14 protein-coding genes are annotated in these 19729 nt (G+C 70.4%); 8 read left to right on the top strand and 6 right to left on the bottom strand.

The window, feature by feature from the left end:
* Positions 1–140: 140 nt before the first annotated feature.
* From JK364_RS03035 to JK364_RS03010, 6 genes are all read right to left on the bottom strand, one after another.
* On the bottom strand, positions 141–977 hold the full coding sequence (locus JK364_RS03035; protein ID WP_307841137.1) for an amino acid ABC transporter ATP-binding protein: 837 nt from the start codon (positions 975–977) through the stop codon (positions 141–143).
* A 5-nt stretch (positions 978–982) separates the two neighbouring features.
* The gene (locus JK364_RS03030; RefSeq protein WP_201847201.1) at positions 983–1768 is read right to left on the bottom strand and encodes an amino acid ABC transporter permease; all 786 of its coding nucleotides are present in this window, start codon (positions 1766–1768) and stop codon (positions 983–985) included.
* 49 nt (positions 1769–1817) lie between these two features.
* Positions 1818–2615 carry an ABC transporter substrate-binding protein gene (locus tag JK364_RS03025; protein ID WP_201847198.1) on the bottom strand — a complete coding sequence of 266 codons (798 nt, stop codon included), beginning with the start codon at positions 2613–2615 and terminating at the stop codon, positions 1818–1820.
* Positions 2616–2746: 131 nt separating this feature from the next.
* Complete coding sequence (locus JK364_RS03020) at positions 2747–2974, bottom strand: SGM_3592 family protein (RefSeq protein WP_086881764.1); 228 nt, start codon at positions 2972–2974, stop codon at positions 2747–2749.
* A 163-nt stretch (positions 2975–3137) separates the two neighbouring features.
* On the bottom strand, positions 3138–5141 hold the full coding sequence (locus JK364_RS03015) for a glycoside hydrolase family 127 protein (RefSeq protein WP_201847196.1): 2004 nt from the start codon (positions 5139–5141) through the stop codon (positions 3138–3140).
* A gap of 180 nt (positions 5142–5321) precedes the next feature.
* A complete protein-coding gene (locus tag JK364_RS03010; protein WP_201847194.1) occupies positions 5322–6407 on the bottom strand; it encodes a MerR family transcriptional regulator in 1086 nt (361 codons plus the stop codon).
* A gap of 318 nt (positions 6408–6725) precedes the next feature.
* Here JK364_RS03010 and JK364_RS03005 point away from each other — a divergent pair, with 318 nt between their 5' ends.
* The 8 genes from JK364_RS03005 (at position 6726) to JK364_RS02970 (ending at position 19723) form a co-directional block, all read left to right on the top strand.
* A complete protein-coding gene (locus JK364_RS03005) occupies positions 6726–7757 on the top strand; it encodes a DUF8189 domain-containing protein (RefSeq protein WP_201847192.1) in 1032 nt (343 codons plus the stop codon).
* A 230-nt stretch (positions 7758–7987) separates the two neighbouring features.
* Complete coding sequence (locus JK364_RS03000) at positions 7988–9838, top strand: family 43 glycosylhydrolase (protein WP_201847190.1); 1851 nt, start codon at positions 7988–7990, stop codon at positions 9836–9838.
* 58 nt (positions 9839–9896) lie between these two features.
* Positions 9897–11792 carry a family 43 glycosylhydrolase gene (locus JK364_RS57470; protein ID WP_201847187.1) on the top strand — a complete coding sequence of 632 codons (1896 nt, stop codon included), beginning with the start codon at positions 9897–9899 and terminating at the stop codon, positions 11790–11792.
* Positions 11792–13234, top strand: coding sequence for an RICIN domain-containing protein (locus tag JK364_RS02990; RefSeq protein WP_201847185.1), 1443 nt, complete (start codon positions 11792–11794; stop codon positions 13232–13234). Before JK364_RS57470 ends, JK364_RS02990 begins: the two co-directional genes overlap by 1 nt.
* Before the next feature lie 130 nt (positions 13235–13364).
* Positions 13365–15914 carry a glycoside hydrolase family 127 protein gene (locus JK364_RS02985; protein WP_201847183.1) on the top strand — a complete coding sequence of 850 codons (2550 nt, stop codon included), beginning with the start codon at positions 13365–13367 and terminating at the stop codon, positions 15912–15914.
* Positions 15915–15985: 71 nt separating this feature from the next.
* The gene (locus tag JK364_RS02980; protein ID WP_201847181.1) at positions 15986–16993 is read left to right on the top strand and encodes an aldo/keto reductase; all 1008 of its coding nucleotides are present in this window, start codon (positions 15986–15988) and stop codon (positions 16991–16993) included.
* Positions 16994–17098: 105 nt separating this feature from the next.
* Complete coding sequence (locus JK364_RS02975) at positions 17099–18175, top strand: CobW family GTP-binding protein (protein WP_201847179.1); 1077 nt, start codon at positions 17099–17101, stop codon at positions 18173–18175.
* 96 nt (positions 18176–18271) lie between these two features.
* Positions 18272–19723 (top strand): FG-GAP and VCBS repeat-containing protein, encoded by a 1452-nt coding sequence (locus JK364_RS02970; protein ID WP_201847178.1) that lies wholly within the window; start codon positions 18272–18274, stop codon positions 19721–19723.
* Positions 19724–19729: the final 6 nt, after the last annotated feature.

The raw sequence follows: 19729 nt of genomic DNA, 5'->3' as shown, positions 1-19729 counted from the left end.
TCGCCGGGAAGACCCCGGTCGTCGAGGTGGGAGGCCCGCGACTCCTTGTCGCCGCCGGCCGCGACAAGGTTGCCCGCTGTTCGTGTCGTCTCGGGAGCCGTCGGCGCATCGACCACGCGGACCCCTCGCCCGCACGCGGCTCAGCGGTCGATCCGCGCTCCGTGCGGGCCCGTGTCCGGCACCTCCCCGACCCGCGCCGCGGCCGGGTTGAGCACCCGGGTGAGAAAGGCCCGGGTGCGGGGGTGAACCGGATCGGACACCACCTGCTCCGGTCCGCCCTCCTCCACGATCACCCCGTCGTCCATGAACACGACCCGGTCGGCGACCTCCCGTGCGAAGCTCATCTCATGGGTGACGACCAGCATCGTCATACCCTCGTCGGCCAGGGCGCGCATCACCGCGAGCACATCGCCGACCAGCTCCGGATCGAGCGCCGAGGTCGGCTCGTCGAAGAGCATCAACTCCGGGTCCATCGACAGCGCCCGGGCGATGGCCACCCGCTGCTGCTGTCCGCCCGACAGCTGGGCCGGATAGGCCGACTCCTTGTCGCTCAGGCCGACCCGCCGCAGGGTCTCCCGGCCGATCCGCACCGCCTCCGCCTTGTCGCGGCGCAGCACCCGCCGCTGGGCGATGGTGAGGTTCTCCAGGGCCGTCAGATGCGGAAAGAGGTTGAACGCCTGGAACACCATGCCGATGCGCCGCCGCATCCGGTCGATGTCCACATCCGGGTCGGTGACCTCCGTCCCCGCCACGGTGACCGAGCCCGAGGTCGGCTCCTCCAGGAGGTTCACACAGCGCAGCAGCGTCGACTTGCCGGATCCCGACGGGCCGATGACACAGACCACCTCGCCCCGCCGGACGGTGAGATCGATGCCCTTGAGCACCTCCAGTTCGCCGAAGGACTTGTGCAGACCCGCCACCCGGATGGCGATGCCGTCCGCCTCGCCGGTCCCCTTCGTCTCCGTCGTCTCCTTCACCCCGGTCACCTCGCCTTCGCCGAACGGGCCTCGAGCCGGCGCACCAAGTGGCCGAGCGGAACGGTGATGATCAGGTAGCACACCCCGGCGACCAGGATCGGGGTGAGGCTGCGGTGCTGATTCAGCGCGTCCCGGCCGAACTTGGACAGCTCGTACTGGTCCAGGGAGAGCCCCAGCAGATAGACCAGGGAGGAGTCCTTGGTCAGCAGCACCAGTTCATTGGTGAGCGGCGGCAGGACGATCCGGAACGCCTGCGGGATGATGATCGAGGCCATCGCCCGGCTGTGGGACATGCCCAGCGAACGCGCCGCCTCCATCTGCCCCTTGGGCACCGCCTGGATGCCCGCCCGCATCGTCTCCGCGATATAGGCGGCGCCGACGAGCCCCAGCGCCAGCATGACCGTGACATACCGGTCCAGCGCCACCTGGAAGGCCAGCGGCACCCCGAAGCCGAGCGCGATGAACACCAGCAGTGCGGGCACCCCGCGGAAGAACTCGATGTAGGCCACCGCCAGCCAGCGGTACGGCGGCACCTGCGAGAGCCGCATCAGCGCCAGCACCACCCCGAGGACCAGGCCGAAGCCGAAGCCGAGCAGGGTGTAGACGACGGTGTTGACCAGGGCGGTGGTGATGATGTCGGGAAACAGGGACCGGGCGACCTCGGCGTCGAGGAACGCGCGCCGCAGTTCACCCCAGTCGGCGGCCAGGACGATGGCGAGCAGCACGGCGATGAGCACGGCGTACTGCACCGCTCGTATCGCCCGCGCCCGCTGCCGGCGGGTCATTGCCATAAGTGTGCGGACTCCTCAGCTCCGAAGCTCCGATGGCCGTCGGCGGGCGTCACTTCTTGGGCGCGGTGCCGAACCACTTCTTGTAGACGCGGTCGTAGGAGCCATCCGCCCGGGCGTCCTTCAGCACCGCGTTGATCTTCTTGCGCAGCGCGTCATTGCCGGTCCGCACGGCGATGCCGTACTGCTCGCCGGTGTCGAACTCGGCCGCCACCGCGGTGTCGGGGTTGTCCTTGACGTAGTCGTAGAGCACACCGTTGTCATTGATGCCCGCGTCGGTCTGCCCGGTCTTGACGGCGGTCAGCAGCAGCGCGAGGTCCTCGAACTGGACCAGCTTCGCGCCCTTGGCGTGCTTCTGGGCGTAAGCCTCACCGGTGGTCCCCTGCTGGACCGCGAGCTTCTTGCCCTTGAGGTCGGCGAGGGACTTGAACGGCTTGCCCTTGGCGGTGAGCAGCGCCTGTGTGGCCTCGAAATAGGGGGCGGAGAAGTCCAGGTTCTTCTCGCGCACGTCGGTGATGGTCATCCCGGCGGCGGCCACGTCGCACTGGTTGGTGTTGAGGTCCTCTCCGGACTGGATGCCCTCGAAGGGCGTGTCCACGATCTCCTGCTTCACGTGGAGCGCGGAGGCCACGAGATCGACCATGTCCACATCGAAGCCGACGATCTTCTTGCCCTGCTTGGACTGGAAGGGCGGATAGGGTAGATGGGTGCAGGTCGTGAGCTTCCCGGAGTTCACCAGGCTGATGTCCTTGCCACCGGACCCCGACGACTTGGTGCTGGTGCACCCGGCCAGCAGGGCGGATACGGCGGCGACGGCTATGACGGGCGGCAACGCGGAGCGAGCGAACACGGCACCTCCGGGGGCGGGGTCGGCGGACGACCACGGATCTCATGATCAGTGAGTCGGGCCCGCATCCTCCCACCGGAAGTGGCGCGGTGTCTTTACGCGTGCAATTGCGACCGGGTAACGGAGAGGCGAGGTCAGCGCCGTCGCCGCCGCTTGCGGCGCTTGCTCCAGAACCAGCCGGCCGGCGGCTCGTCCGCCCGCCAGGGCTGGGGTTCGGGCGCGCCGCGCCGCCAGCGCGCGGTCAGCATCCGGGTGCGCGCGGCGGGCTCGGTGACCTCGGCGTCCCGTATGAAGTCCGCGTCGAGGACGACGTCGTCCCAGTCGTCGGCGTCATCCCCTCGGGGTGTGGATCCGGTGCTCACGGGGCACCTCCCGTCGGCCGGTGCCGCTCGGGCACAGGAGCGTGTTCCTCGAGCGATGAACGCGTGGGGTGCCCGCCGAGTTCCGGCGGGTATGGGTGGTCCTTGCGTCGGTGCGGACCGGCCGGGCGGGACCTGGACCGTCAGCCGGGCGGGGTCCGGACCGTCAGCCGGGCGGGGTCCGGACCGGGATCCACACCCGCATCGGGCCGGGCTCGCGGTTCGCCCACGCGTAGTACGGGATCGCGGTCACCGGGACCGGCTCGGGGGCCTTCGCACCGCCCGCGCCGCCCGCGGCCCCGCCGGGGCCCGTACCGCCGCGCCGGTACGGCCACCAGCCGTCGCGCGCGGCGGCGTGGGGCAGGGCCAGGGCGGTGATCACGGTCACCCTGCCCAGCAGCTCCGGCCGGTGCTCCGGGGTCAGCGCGGCATCCGGGTCGAGGTCGATGTCGTCCAGCCGCAGCCCGGCGGGCTGATCGGGCTGCTCCAGGCAGTACACCAGCGGGCCGCGCTCTATCGCGGCACAGCCGCGCACCCCGTCGATCCGCGGATCGGGCCGGGTGAGCCGGGGGTCGAGGGGCAGGCTCAGTACGACCGTCTCACCGGGCCGCCAGCGCCGCCGCAGCCGCAGCCAGCCGTTCTCGGCCCGCTCGGCCACCGGCTCCCCGCCGACCGTCGCCTCGTACGTCCGCGCCCAGTGCGGGACGCGCAGCGACAGCGTCCAGTCCTCGTCCGGCGGGGCCGCGTCCACGACCACCGCGATCCGGCCCTCCCAGGGGTAGCCGGTCCCCACCCGCACCGCGCCGCCGCCCGCCTCGTACGAGCCGGACGCGTACTGGTGCAGCTGGAGCCCCTCGGCGTCGCCGCTCGCCATGTAGTGCGGCAGTGAGGCGAGCAGCCGCATCACATTGGGCGGGCAGCAGGCGCACCGGAACCACGGCGTCCGGTGGGCGCTCCGGTCACCGGTGGCGGCCTTACGGTTCTCATCGTCCTTATGGTTCTCATCGTCGTGGCGGACCCGCAGCGGATTCACATAGAGCCAGCGCTCACCGTCGATCGACGCCCCCGACGCGAAGCCGTTGAACAGGGTCCGCTCCACCAGATCGCTGTAGCGGGCCTCCCCGGTCAGCAGCGCCATCCGCCAGCCGAAGTGGATGGCGGCGATGGCCGCGCAGGTCTCGGCGTACGCCCGGTCCGGCGGCAGCTCGTACGCGTCCCCGAAGGACTCCAGCTCGTGCCGCGAGCCCACCCCGCCGGTCAGATAGGTCTTTGTCGCGGCCATGTCCTCCCACAGCCGCACCAGGGCGTCCCGCAGCCCCTCGTCGCCGGTCTCCGCCGCCACATCGGCGGCCCCGGCCAGGAGGTACAGCTGGCGCACCGCGTGCCCGGCGACCGCCGTCGCCTCCCGCACCGGGACGTGGTCCTGCCAGTAGGGCGCCCCGGGGCGGGGGCCGGGCGAGCCCTCCGGCGGGCCGTCGCCGAGGCTGCCCCGCCCGCGCCGGTCCACGAAGTACCCGGCAAGATCGAGATAGCGCCGTTCACCGGTCTCCCGGTACAGCTCGACCAGCGCGGTCTCGATCTCCGGATGTCCGCACACCGTCTCGTCCTTGCCGGGCCCGAACGTGGCGTCGATCAGATCGGCGTACCGCACCGCCACATCGAGCAGCCCGTCCCGGCCGGTGGCCCGGTGGTGGGCGACCGCGGCCTGGAGGAGATGGCCCGCGCAGTACAGCTCGTGCCCCCAGTGCGGATCCGTCCACCGGCGGGCGTCCGGGCCCAGCTGGTAGTAGGTCTGGAGATAGCCGTCCTCGGCCTGGGCGGCCGCGACCAGCCCGGCCAGCCGCTGCACCTGCCGGGACAGCTCCTCCTCGGCCGGTCCCTCGCCGCCGTCCGCCAGCTGCCAGGACGCCGCCTCCAGCCACTTGTGCACATCGGAGTCCTGGAACGGGAAGTCGCCCCGGAAGCCGGACTCCTCCGGGGCCGCTCCCGCGGCGGCCCGGAGGTTGGCGAGATTGCCCGCCCGCTCCAGCCGGTCCGGCCCCTGGGGAACGCTCACCTCGGCGTTGACGCGGCGTCTGGCGGCCCAGAAGCCCCCGGTGATCCGCGCCGCGGTGGCCGGGCGGAGCGCGGTGCGCGCGTCCCGGGAGAGCCGGATCGGACCTGCGGACATCCGCCCACCCCTTACGCCGCGCCGCCGGCCATGCCCGTCTCCCGGTCACTCAGGAGTGGAAACCGGTTTCCGTCGCGAGCATATGGACGTGTTCATCCGGCCGACAAGACCTTGCACACACCATTCATCAACGTTCAACCACCGGAGTCGGCGGGCGGGCGGGACGGCTTGAGGGGCGGCTTACGCCGAGGTCAGCACCGCCTGTTCGGCCACATGGGCCACCACACAGGTGACGTTGTCGGGCCCGCCCGCGTGGATGGCGAGGGCGACCAGCTCCCGTACGGCCCTGCCCGGGTCGTCCTCCGAGCCGAGCACGCGCTGGATCTCCTCGGTGGGCACGACCCCCGTCAGCCCGTCCGAGCACAGCAGATAGCGGTCCTCGGCGCGGGCGTCCCGCAGGGCGAAGTCCGGCTCGAACGCCGAACCGGCGCCCACGGCGCGCAGCAGCAGTGCCCGCTGGGGGTGCGAGGCGGCCTCCTCGAGGGTGATCCGCCCCTCGTCGATCAGCGACTGGACCACCGTGTGGTCATGGGTGATCTGGAAGAGCTCACCGTCGCGCAGCAGATAGGCGCGCGAGTCGCCGATGTGGACCAGCCCCAGCCGGGAGCCCGACCACACCATCGCGGTGAGCGTCGTGCCGACATCCCGCAGCGCGGGGTCGGAGGCGGCCAGCGCGGAGACCGACTCATGGGCCCGGTGCGCCGCCTCCTCCAGGGCGCTGAGCAGCTCTGCGCCCGGGACGCCCGCGTCCAGCGGTTTGAGTGCCTCGATCGCCGCCTCGCCGGCGTGCCGTCCGCCCCCGAAGCCGTCGGCCACGGCGAGCAGACGCGGACCGGCGTAACCGGTGTCTTCATTGCTCTCCCGGACCGAGCCGGTGTCGGAGAGCACGGCGTAGCGGATCCCCAGGGCGGTGTGGTCAGAAGACATCGTGGTGTCCTTCCCCGAAAGATGGTCGACGAGGAAGGCGGCCAGATCCCTCCGGGCGGCGGTGTCGGCCTCGACCCGCGCCCAGTAGGCGCGCACCTCCCGCGCCGCCGCCTCCGGCTCCAGCTCGCACACCGCCCGGATGTCGGCCAGCGGCATGCCGAGCCGCCTCAGCCACGCCACCAGACGGGCCCGCTCCAGCTGGGCCGGATCGTAGAGGCGGTAGCCGGAGTACGGATCGACGCGGGCGGGCGGCAGCAGTCCGAGCTCGTCGTACAGGCGGAGCGCCTTGGGGGACAGCCGCGAGGCCCTCGCGAACGCACCGATGGTCAGCAGCCCCATGCTCGCCCTCCTCGTCGCCGGGCACCTCGCCCGGCGACCACGATGCTCGGGCTTCCCCAAGGGGGAAGGTCAACTGGCGAAGGGGCGAAGGGCGATGGGGGCCGCCGAGCTTGCGATCAGTATCGCTCCTCTCGCGCGACGAATTCCCGAAGCAAGCGGGCGCGCCCAATCCGATATCAACCTCTCATGGCAATGAGTCGGTCATATCCATACATCTTGCCTTCTTCGGGTATCCGCCATGCTTGCCCCGGGAATTGACGGTGTATCCGCGCACTCTCGTGGCCTCACGAGGCCTCGCGAGCAGAGGGAGGTCCTCTCATGGTCGTTTCCACCACTCCCGGCACCGTCTGGGGCACCTGGATCAATCTTCAGGGCGGCATCCACTCCGAGCCCGCCCCGGTCGCATTCGCCGATGACCGGGTGCAGGTCTTCATCCGGGGCGGGTCGAACGTCCTGTGGAGCAGGGTGGAGGCCCGCGACGGCAGTTGGGGGCCGTGGCAGCAGTACCCGGGCGTGTCCGTCGACGGCATCCCGGCACCGATCCGGGGCAAGGACGGAAAGGTCCGGGTCTTCTACCGCACCCCGGGCAACAATCTGGAGGTCATCACCCAGACCTCCATCAACTCCGGGTACGGACCGCCCCAGACCCTGGTCACCGGCCTCGGTGACGACCCGGCCGCGGCACTCGGCGCCGACGGCGGCATCTATGTGTTCTTCCCCGGCACCGACAACGCCCTGTGGTACATCCGCAACCAGGATCTGCAGTACGAGACCTACACCTCCGCGACATCGCTGGGCGGTGCCATCTTCGCCACGCCCTCGCCCATCCTCGACGGGGGAGGGCGGCTGGTGGTGGCGGTCAAGGGCTCGGGCGAGACCCTCTACACCATCCAGCAGCAGACCGAGAACTCCACCGTCTGGGAGATGTTCTCCCAAAATGCCACCAATGTGACCAGCCGCCCATCGGTGTGCCTGGACGCGGCGGGACGGGTGCAGATCTTCTACCGGGGTTCCGACGGGTCCGTCCGGCGGGTCGGACAGAGCGACGACTACGACACGTTCGGCGCCCCCGTGAGCCTCGGCGCGCAGATCGTCTGGCGGCCCACCTGCGCCCTGGCGCAGGACGGCCGGATCAACGTGTTCATCAAGGCCACCGACAACGCCCTGTGGGTCGCCGTGCAGAACACGGAGAACTCCACGGTATACAGCGGCTTCCAGTCCCTGGGCGGGGTCATCGGCTCCGCGGGCATCGGCGTCCCCATCCTCAACGAGGAGAACCTGCTCTACGTCTTCATCCAGGGCAGCGGGACCGCCAGGGACCTCTGGCTGCAGCGCCAGACCTTCGTCTGATCCGCCCCGTCACCCCGTCACCCCGTCACCGCGTCACCCCGTCACCGCGTTGTCGAACCGTTCCCGTCACCGCGCCGCGAACCCGCCCCCTCACCCCACCACTTCATCGCGCGTCCGCCAGGGCTCCATGGTTTTCGAAACTTTCGCACCCTCTCCAGGGGCTGTCGGAAGTCATCAGAACCCTTAATCTCCGAACAAATTCGATCACTTCGGATCGCAGGAGCCCTCTGATGCCCCCGCATGCCACCCGCACCCGACCCTGGAGAGCGCCGGCGGTGCTGCTCGCGCTGCTCGCCGCCCTCGCTCTCGTGGTCCCCCTCACCGCGAACCGTGTGCACGCCGCGGAGCACCACCGGAGCGACGGGAGCGGACGCGCCGTGCAGCGGTCCACCACGGTCTCCCGCTATCTGTTCACCGCCTTCACGAACAGCGGCGAGAGCAATATGTACGTCTACGGGTCCGACGACGCGCGGAACTTCTGGTCGATCCAGGACAAGGCGTACACCCCGCCCTCCGGCCTCGTCCGCGACCCCAGCGTCATCCACCGCGGCGGCCGCTACTACGTCGCGTACACCACCGGATGGACCGGCACCACCTTCGGCCTCGCCGTGAGCGACGACCGCCGCACCTGGACCCATCTCGCCGACATCGACCACGGCGTGGCCGCCAACAACACCTGGGCACCGGAGTTCTTCACCGACGCGCCCGACGGCAAGGTCCGCATCGTCGTCTCGCTGTCCACCGGGCCCACCGCCTACCGGCACTTCCAGCCCTACGTCCTCACCGCCCTCGACGACACCCTCGCCAAGTGGAGCGAGCCCCAGCCGCTCGAGGGCATCTCGCCGAGCGAGAGCGACTACAACGGCTACATCGACACCTTCGTGGTCCGTAAGGGCGCCACGTATCACGCGTTCACCAAGAACGCCACGGGCGAACTCATCGAGCACGCCGTCGCCGACCGCGTCACCGGCCCGTACCGCTTTACCGGCAAGGGCGACTGGGCGGGATGGGGCAGTCTGCTGGAGGGCCAGACGATCGTCGCCCTGCCCGGCGGCGGCTATCGCATGTTCATGGACGGCTACACCGTCAAGAAGTACTACTACAGCGACAGCCCCGACCTGGAGCACTGGACGCCCAAACGGGAGCTGCCCGGTCTGTCGGGGGTGGTACGCCACGGCACCGTGATCCGGGAGACCGCCACAGTGCGGCCCGGCGACGCCAACCCCGCGCTGCCCGGCTACCACGCCGACCCCGATGTGATGTACGCCGAGGGGCGGTACTGGATCTATCCCACCGAGGACGGCCACCCCGGCTGGAGCGGCACCCGCTTCAACGGCTTCTCCTCACCCGACCTCGTCCACTGGACCGACCACGGCCCCGCCCTCGACCTCGCCGATGTCTCCTGGTGCCACGAGAACGCCTGGGCCCCCTCGGTGGTGAAGAAGGGCGACACCTACTGGATGTACTTCAGCGCCTGCCAGTCCATCGGCGTCGCCAAATCCTCCAGCCCCAAGGGGCCGTTCACCGACGCCCTCGGCAAACCGCTGGTCGCCAAGGGGCAGTTCGGCCATCAGTCCATCGACCCCGACGCCTTCATCGACGACGACGGCACCCCGTACCTCTACTTCGGGCAGGGCGCCTTCGAAGCGGCCCGGCTGAACGACGACATGGTCTCCTTCGCCACCCAGCCGGTGAAGATCACTCCGCCCGGCTACAACGAGGCCCCGACGGTCTTCAAGCGCGCGGGCCGCTACTACGCGATGTGGTCGGAGGACGACACCCGCAGCCCGGACTACCGGGTGGCCTACGGAGTCTCCGACTCACCGCTCGGCCCCTTCACCAAGGCGGCGGGCAACCCGGTCCTGGCCAAGGACCCCGGCGATCAGATCCTCGGCACCGGCCACAACTCCGTCATCCAGGTCCCGGGCCGCGACGAGTGGTACATCGTCTACCACCGCTTCGCCCGCCCCGGCGGCGACGGCACCCATCGCGAAGTCGCCATCGACCGGATGCGGTTCGACCCCGACGGCACCATCCAGAAGATCCGCCCGACGCAGACCGGCATCGAGCCCGTCCGATAGACGGCAGCACGCCCGTCCGGTGTCAGGCGCATCGTCCGCCAGAGCAGGAGAGAACCGTATGAGCCGCAGTGCAGAGCACCAGCCCAGCCGCAGACGCGTGGTGATGGGTGCCCTCGTCCTGGGGGCGGCCGCCGGAACGCCCGGCATCGCGCGGGCCGCCACCCCCGCCACCCCCGCCGCGCCGCAAGAGGCCGCCAAGGCCCCCGGGTACGCCAATCCGCTGGTGCGCCGGCGCGCCGATCCGCACATCCTCAAGCACACGGATGGCTACTACTACTTCACGGCCACCGCCCCGGAGTACGACCGGATCGTCCTGCGGCGCTCCAGGACCATCGGCGGGCTGGCCACCGCCGCCGAGTCGGTGATCTGGAGGAAGCACACCAGCGGCGACATGGGCGCCCACATATGGGCCCCGGAAATCCACTTCATCGACGGCAAGTGGTACGTCTACTTCGCCTCGGCGCCCGCCGACGACGTCTGGAAGATCCGGATGTGGGTGCTGGAGAACGCGAGCCCCAACCCCTTGGCCGGGACCTGGACCGAGAAGGGCCGCATCGTCACGCCCGTCGACTCCTTCTCCCTCGACGCCTCCACCTTCACCCACCAGGGCATCCGCTATCTCGTCTGGGCCCAGAGCAACCCGGACGTCGGCAACAACTCGAGCATCTACCTCGCCCGGATGGCCAATCCGTGGACCATCACCGGGCCCCAGGTGGAGATCTCCCGGCCCACGTACGACTGGGAGACCCGTGGCTTCAAGGTCAACGAGGGCCCCTCGGTCCTCCAGCGGAACGGCCGGGTCTTCCTCACCTACTCCGCCAGTGCCACCGACGCCAACTACTGCATGGGGCTGCTGACCGCCTCCGCCGGCAGCGACCTGCTCGCCGCGTCGTCCTGGAAGAAGAGCCCGCGGCCGGTCTTCACCAGCAATGACACCACCAAGCAGTACGGGCCCGGCCACAACTCCTTCACCGTCGCCGAGGACGGCCGCACCGACCTCCTCGTCTACCACGCCCGCCAGTACAAGGACATCACCGGTGACCCGCTGAACGACCCCAACCGGCACACCCGCGTCCAGGCGCTCGGCTGGAAGGCCGATGGCACCCCGGACTTCGGTGTGCCCGTGGCCGACGCGCCCGCGCGGGACACCACGGCCGCCACCCGCTTCACCATGACGGCGTTCACCAACAGCAGCGAGTCGAACATGTACGTCTACCAGTCGTCCGACGCGACCACGTACACCCTGCTGAAGGGACCCGCCTACACCCCGCCGTCCGGGCTGATCCGCGACCCCAGCGTCATCAAGCACACCGACGGCTACTACTACATCGTCCACACGACCAACTGGACCGGGAACACCATCGGCTTCGCGCGCAGCCGCGACCGCGTCAACTGGACCTTCGTCCGCGATCACACCCTCCCGGTGGCCGGTCTCGAGCGCACCTGGGCGCCCGAGTTCTTCGTGGACGACGACGGCGGCGTCCACATCATCGTGTCGCTGGACACCAGCTCCACACCCGACTACATCTTCCGGCCGCATCTGCTCACCGCCACCAACGCCTCGCTGTCGTCCTGGACCACGCCCACACCGCTGAAGGGCCTGGACACCGCCAACTACATCGACACCTTCGTGGTCCGCCACGCCGGGCAGTACCACGCCTTCACCAAGCAGGAGACGACCAAGTACATCGAGCACGCCACGGCCGGCAGCCTCGGCGGGCCGTACACCTTCCGCGGCACCGGCGACTGGGCGGGCTGGGGCAGCTGGCGCGAGGGTCCCGCGCTGGTGCGCCTGGACAACGGCGGCTGGCGGATCTACTTCGACGGCTACACCGAGCAGAAGTACTACTACAGCGACAGCCTCGACGGCTTCCGGACCTGGACCCCGATCCGGGAACTGCCCGGACTCACCGGATTCGCCCGCCACTTCACCGTCCTGAAGGAGGCCGTGTGATGCGTGGACGTCCCAGGGCACATCTGTGGACCCTCGTCGTGGCCGCCGTCCTCGGGCTGCTCGCCCCGTTGGCGGGAGCAGGCGCGGCGCAGGCCGCCCCGGTCACCGTCGCCAACGGCACACAGTTCACCACCACATCGGGCGAGGTGGTGCACGCCCACGGCGGGGGAGTCATCAAGTCCGGCGGGTACTTCTACTGGTTCGGTGAGAACCGCAACGCCGACAACACCTTCCGCTATGTCTCCGCGTACCGCTCCACGGACCTGAAGACATGGGAGTTCCGCCGCCATGTCCTGACCGAGGCCACCGACCCCGAGCTGGCGTCCGCCAACATCGAGCGGCCGAAGGTGCTCTACAACGCGCGGACCGGGCAGTACGTGATGTGGATGCACAAGGAGAACGGCAGCGACTACAGCGAGGCGCGCGCGGCCGTCGCCACCTCCGCCACCATCGACGGCGACTACACCTGGCGGGGCAGCTTCCGCCCGCTGGGCCGGCACATGTCCCGGGACATCACCCTCTTCCAGGACGGCGACGGCACCGGATACATGGTCTCGGCCGCCCGGGACAACTACGACCTGCACATCTACCGGCTGACCGACGACTACACCGGGGTGGCGAGCCTGGTGGCCAACCCCTGGCCCGGCGGCCACCGCGAGGCACCGGCACTCTTCAAGCGCGGGAACGTGTACTTCATGCTGACCTCCGGCGCCACCGGCTGGAACCCCAACCAGCAGCAGTACGCCACCGCCACCAGCCTGGCGGGCCCCTGGAGCGCGATGCGCAACGTGGGCGACGCCACCGCCTACGGCTCGCAGACCGCGTACGTCCTGCCGGTGCAGGGCAGCGGCACCACCTCGTACCTCTATCTGGGCGACCGCTGGGGGAATTCCTTCGGCGGCACCGTCAACGACTCGCGCTACGTCTGGCTGCCGCTGGCCTTCCCCACCGCCACCACCCTGACCATGGACTGGTATCCGCAGCTCACCATCGACACGGCGGCGGGCACGGTGACCGGCTCCGGCGGTCCGTACACCACGCTCATGGCGCGGCACAGCGGCAAATGCGCCGACATCGTCTCCGGCTCGCAGACCGATGGCGCCGCGGCCGTCCAGTACGCCTGCAACGGCGGTGGCAATCAGCTGTTCTGGTCCAGGGACATGGGCGGTGGCCAGGTCCAGCTGGTCGCCCGGCACAGCTCGCAGTGTCTGACGGTGGCGGGCGGCTCCACCGCCGACGGCGCCGCCGTGGTCCAGTCGGCCTGTGGCACGGGGGCGAACCAGCAGTGGCGGGCCACCGACACCGGTGACGGCTACGTCCGGTTCACCGCCCGCTCCAGCGGCAAGTGCCTGGATGTCGCGGACGAGTCCACGGCGGACAAGGCCGCGCTCCTCCAGTGGAACTGCACCGGCGGCGCCAACCAGCAGTGGCGGCGCGGCTGACCGACCCCGCACCGCCGGTGCCCGAGCCCCGGTGCCCGGGGGCTGTTGACGTCCCCGGGAGGGCCGGTACCTTCACGGTGCACACGATGTCGGACATTGTTCGTAATTTCGAACCTCAGTGAGGGAAGTCATGAGCGAACCAGTCGACAGACGGCACTTCATCGCCACCACGGCCGCCGGGGCCGCGGCCGTGGCGCTCACCGCCGCCGCCGGATCCACCGCCGCGGCGGCGGCCCCCGGCGCCACCCCGGCCGCGACCCGCCGCGAACCCAAGGCGCTGACCAGTGCCCAGCCCTTCCCGCTCACCGCCGTGACCCTGCTCCCCGGCGCCTTCAAGGACAACCAGTCCCGCAACACCGCCTATCTGCGCTTCGTCGACATCGACCGGCTGCTGCACACCTTCCGCCTCAATGTCGGCCTCCCCAGCAGTGCCCAGCCCTGCGGCGGCTGGGAGAGCCCCAGCACGGAACTGCGCGGCCACAGCACCGGCCACCTGCTGTCCGGGCTGGCCCTCGGCTACGCGGGCACCGGCGACACCGCCCTGCTCGACAAGGGCCGCAAGCTGGTCTCGGCGCTCGCCGCCTGCCAGGCCAAGTCCCCGGCCGCGGGCTACGGCCAGGGCTATCTCTCGGCGTTCCCCGAGAGCTTCTTCGACCGGCTGGAGGCCGGTACCGGGGTGTGGGCGCCGTACTACACCATCCACAAGATCATGGCCGGGCTCGTCGACCAGTACCGGCTCGCGGGCAACGCCGAGGCCCTGGAGACCGTGAAGCGCCAGGCCGCCTGGGTCGACACCCGCACCGGCAAGCTCAGCTACGACCAGATGCAGCGGGTGCTGCAGACCGAGTTCGGCGGCATGAACGACGTCCTCGCCGATCTGCACGCCATCACCGGCGACAGCCGCTGGCTGAAGGTGGCCGAGCGCTTCACCCACGCCCGCGTCTTCGACCCGCTGGCCCGCAACGAGGACCAGCTGGCCGGGCTGCACGCCAACACCCAGATCCCCAAGATGGTCGGCGCCATGCGGCTGTGGGAGGAGGGGCTCGACAGCCGCTACCGCACCATCGGCGAGAACTTCTGGAAGATCGTCACCGCTCACCACACCTACGTCATCGGCGGAAACAGCAACGGGGAGGCGTTCCACGAGCCCGACGCCATCGCCGCCCAGCTCTCGGACAACTGCTGCGAGAACTGCAACTCGTACAACATGCTCAAGCTCACCCGGCTGATCCACTTCCACGCACCGGAGCGCGTGGACCTGCTCGACTACTACGAGCGCACCCTGCTCAACCAGATGCTGGGGGAGCAGGACCCGGACTCGGCCCACGGCTTCAACATCTACTACACGGGCCTCGCCCCCGGCTCCTTCAAACAGCAGCCGTCCTTCATGGGCACCGACCCCAACCAGTACTCCACCGACTACGACAACTTCTCCTGCGACCACGGCAGCGGCATGGAGACCCAGGCCAAGTTCGCGGACACCATCTACACCCACGCCGACCGCAGCCTGCTGGTGAACCTCTTCATCCCCTCCGAGCTGCGCTGGCAGGACAAGGGCATCAGCTGGCGCCAGACCACCGGCTTCCCCGACCAGCAGACCACCACCCTCACCGTCACCTCCGGCGCGGCCTCCCTCGAGCTGCGCGTCCGCATCCCCTCCTGGGCGGCCGGGGCCCGCGCCACGCTCAACGGCACCGCCCTCGCCGACCGGCCGGCCCCCGGCAGCTGGCTGATCATCGACCGCCAGTGGAAGACCGGCGACCGGGTCGAGGTCACCCTGCCGATGAAGCTGACGTTCGACCCCACCCCCGACGACCCCGACGTCCAGGCCGTGCTCTACGGGCCCGTGGTGCTCGCCGGTGCGTACGGCGGCCGCACCGGGATGACCATGCCGCGCCTGGACACCGGATCCGTGTCCCAGACGGCCACCAGCCCGCTGCGGTTCAGCGCCACGGCCAGTGGGGAGAGCGTGACCCTGCTGCCGGTCGCCCGCGTCCACCACCAGCACTACAACGTGTACTGGCTGACCGGGCAGCCGCCCACCCCGCCGCCCGCCTTCGCCGCCTGGCACCGCTTCGACGAGACCTCCGGCACCACCGCGGCCGACGCCACCGGCCGGGAGAAGACCGCCCGGCTCGTCGGCGGCGCCTCCTGGACGGCGGGCAGGACCGGTGGCGCGGTCGCCCTGAACGGCACGGACGGCCATGTCGTCCTCGCCGACGACCTCCTGGCCGGCGCCCGTGCCTACACCCTGGCCACCTGGGTCCGGCTGGACGGCACCCCCGCCACCTGGACCCGGATCTTCGACATCGGCACGGGTGTCACCGCCAATATGTTCCTCACCCCGGTGGCCGACTCCGGAAAGCTGCGCTTCGCCATCACCGCGGGCGGCGGCGGGGCCGAGCAGCGCATCGAGGCCGCCCCGCTGCCCACCGGCCAGTGGGTCCATGTGGCCGTCGCCTACGGCAGCGGCACCGCCGTCCTCTACGCCGGCGGGCGCGAGGTGGGGCGCAACACCGCCGTCACCGTCGAGCCCGTCCACTTCGGCAACCACATCCGCGCCGGGTATCTCGGCAAGTCGCAGTACCCGGACCCGTATCTCAAGGCCGCGTTCGACGACGTCCGTGTGTACGGCAGGACACTCAGCGCTAATGAGGTCGCCACTTTGGCCCAAAGCTGACAAGCTCAGGCGGGCGGGCCGTCCCCACGGCCCGTCCGCTCCCAACCGCACCGTACGGACAAGGACGACGCATGGTCCACCTCGCCGCCGGGAACCGCTACGACTCCATGCAGTACCAGCGCTGCGGCCGCAGCGGTGTGCTGCTTCCGAAGGTCTCGCTCGGCCTGTGGCACAACTTCGGCGACACCCATCCCCTGGAAACCCAGCGCGCGGTGCTGCGCCGCGCCTTCGACCTGGGCGTCACCCATATCGACCTGGCCAACAACTACGGTCCGCCGCCCGGCAGCGCCGAGAGCAACTTCGGCTCGGTCTTCGCCCAGGACTTCCGCCCCTACCGCGATGAGCTCTTCATCGCCACCAAGGCGGGACACCTCATGTGGCCGGGGCCGTACGGCGAGTGGGGTTCGCGCAAGTACGTCCTCGCCAGCCTCGACCAGTCGCTGTCCCGGATGGGGCTGGACTACGTCGATGTCTTCTACTCCCACCGCTTCGACCCGGACACCCCGATCGAGGAGACGATGGTCGCCCTCGACAGCGCGGTGCGCCAGGGCAAGGCGCTGTACGCGGGCATCTCCAACTACCCGCCGGAGGCGATCGCCGAGGCCGCCGCGATCCTGAAGGAGCTGCGCACCCCGTACCTGATCAACCAGTACCCGTACTCGATCCTCAACCGCGGGGTCGAGGGCGGGGTGCTCCAGGCGTCCGCCGAGGCGGGCGCCGGGGTCATCGCCTTCTCGCCGCTGGCGCAGGGGCAGCTCACCGACCGCTATCTGCACGGGGTGCCCGCCGATTCGCGCATGGCGCTCGGCCACTTCCTCAAGCGCGAGACGCTCACCGAGGAGCGGCTGGCCCTGCTGCACGCCCTCAACAAGCTCGCGGAGGGGCGCGGCCAGACCCTCGCCCAGCTGGCGCTCGCATGGGTGCTGCGGGATCCCCGGGTGGTCTCGGTGCTGATCGGCGCGAGCAGCGTCGCCCAGCTGGAGCAGAACGTCGCGGTGCTGGACTCGCCCGGCTTCAGCGACGCCGAGCTGGCCGAGATCGACCGGCTCTCGGCCGAGGCGGGCATCGAGATTCCCTGACGGGGTTCGCTGACGGTCCGCGGGCCGGGGATCGGCCCGGCCCGCGGCCGGATAGCATGAGCGGTCACCCGAGACCGCCACGAACCGCCGCACGGAGACACAGCCTTGGCCACACAACGGATTCCGGTCATTCTCGTCACGGGTTTTCTGGGCTCCGGCAAGACGACCATGCTCAACCATCTGATGCGGGACAGCGCGGACACCCGGATCGGCGTCATCGTCAATGACTTCGGGTCGATCAACATCGACGCCCTGGCCGTCGCCGGGCAGGTCGATTCGATGATCCCGATCGAGAACGGCTGTCTGTGCTGTGCGGCGGACGCCTCCGAGATGGACGAGATGCTGGAGCGGCTCACCGATCCCGAGCTGCGCATCGACGTCGTGGTGATCGAGGCCAGCGGCCTCGCCGAACCGCAGAGCATGATCCGCGCGCTGCTGTCCAGCAGCAATGAGCGGATCGTCTACGGCGGCCTGGTGGAGGTCGTGGACGCCGCGGAGTTCCCGGACACCCGCGTCCGCCACCCCGAGCTCGACCGCCATGTCCGCGCCGCGGACATCGTCGTGCTCAACAAGACCGACCGCGTCGCCGAGGACGAGCGGCGGGATCTCCTGGAGACCCTCCAGGAGATCGCCCCCGGGGTGCCGGTCGTGACCGCCGCGCACGGGCGCGTGGACCCCGCTCTCCTCTTCGACCACCGGCCCCGCGAGACCGCCGGGGAAGGCTTCCGGCAGCTCTCGTTCGCCGACGTATGGGCCGACGAGGCATCCGGCGCCGGATGCGGGGACGACACCCGCGGCCACGGCCAGGACCACGGCGACCACCTCCACGCCGCCTACGAGAGCGTGGAGTTCTCCGCGGCCGAGCCGCTCCATCCGCGCCGGCTCATGGACTTCCTCGACAGCCGCCCGGTGGGCCTCTACCGCGCCAAGGGGTTCCTCCACTTCGCGGGCGCGGGCCGGGAGCGGAAGTTCGGGCTGCACACGGTCGGCTCGTACCTCCGCTTCCAGCTCTCGCCCTGGGAGCGCGGTGAGCCCCGCACCACCCAGCTGGTGATGATCGGCACCGGGATCGACGCCGGCACCCTCACCAAACGGCTGGCCGAGTGCGTGGCGACGCCCGAGGAGGAGATCGACGAGACGCACATGATGGGCGTGCTCCGCTATGTGAACGAGGCGGACTAGGGAAATCCTGGGAATCGGCAGCGCAACCCTGAGGCGGCGTCAGGTGTCCTGGTGGGTGTACATGAGGTAAACGCTCATCAACGAGCAGGAGGAAGTGTGCGCCCCCGTTCTCTCACCACCGTCGTGCGCTGCGCGACGGTGGCCGCACTTGTGACCACCCCCGCCTTACTCGCCGTACCCTCCGCGGGCGCCGCCGAGGCCCGCCCGGCCGCGGCCGCCGCCCCGAAGGTCGACTTCAACAAGGACGGACGCGCCGACCTGGCCGTCTCCGCCCCCACCGGCGCGGTGGGCGGCAAGGCCAAGGCCGGCTATGTCGCCGTCGTCTACGGCTCCGCCTCCGGCGCGGACACCGCCCACCGCCAGGTCGTCAGCCAGGCGACCGAAGGCGTCCCCGGCGACCCCGCCGCGTCGGCGTACTTCGGGGCCCACACCGTCGCCCGCGACCTGGACGGCGACGGCTACACCGATCTGGCGGTCCAGACCGGCAAGTCCCCGGCCCTCACGGTCCTGTGGGGCTCGCCGAACGGGCTGACCGGCGGCACCCAGCTGCCCGCCGGCAACGGCGACCACTGGGGCGACAGCGTCATCGCGGGCGGTGACTTCAACGGTGACGGCCACGCCGACCTGGCCGACGTCGTCACCACCGGCGAGGGCCCGGACGACGAGAAGACCGGAGTGCGCGTCCGGCTCGGCCCGTTCACCCGGGACGGCAAGGACGCGGGCAGCTCCTTCTCCGACACCGGCCGGTTCGACGCGCCGACGAGTCTGACCGCGGGCGACATCACCGGTGACGGCAAGGACGACCTCGTCTCCACCCACGCCTTCGAGGAGATGTCCCAGTCCAGCCTGTTCTTCAAGGGCGACGACAAGGGCCTGTCGCAGAAGGCCGCCGACCTCACCGACGCCGCCTCCGCCACCATCGCCGACGTGGACAAGGACGGCCACGGCGATCTGGTCGTGCGCACCGTCCCCGGTGACGTCATCGAGAACCTGCCGTACGACCACGGCACGCTCAAGGTCCTCTACGGCACCGCGTCGGGGCCGAGCACCACCCGCACCACGACCATCGACCAGAACACCGCGGGCGTTCCCGGCGTCAATGAGGACGGCGACCAGTTCGGCTACTCGCTGAGCTCCGGCGACGTCAACGGCGACGGCTACGCGGACATCGCCGTCGGCATTCCGTACGAGGGCCTGGACTCGGTCAAGGAGGCGGGCAGCGTCGTCCAGCTCTACGGCGGCCGGGGCGGGCTGTCCGGCACCGGCGCCCAGGCGTTCACCCAGGACACCGCCGGTGTCCCCGGTGTCGCGGAGGCGGGCGACCACTTCGCCATGGCGACCGGGCTCGCCGACACCGACGGCGACGGCAAGGATGACCTGGCCGTGGGCGCGCCCGACGAGGACGGCGCCCAGTCCACCAGCGGTGCGGCCTGGGTGCTGCGCGGCCAGGCGAGCGGCCTGACCACGAACGGTGTCGTCTCCTTCGGACCGGACTCCCTCGGGGCGCCGGAGGCAGGCGCGTCCCTGGGGCACGGTTTCCAGCGGTAACCACAT

The sequence above is a fragment of the Streptomyces endocoffeicus genome (assembly GCF_016741935.1).
In the GTDB taxonomy this organism is placed as follows: Bacteria; Actinomycetota; Actinomycetes; order Streptomycetales; family Streptomycetaceae; genus Streptomyces; species Streptomyces endocoffeicus.
This window is presented reverse-complemented; position numbering and strand designations above follow the sequence as displayed.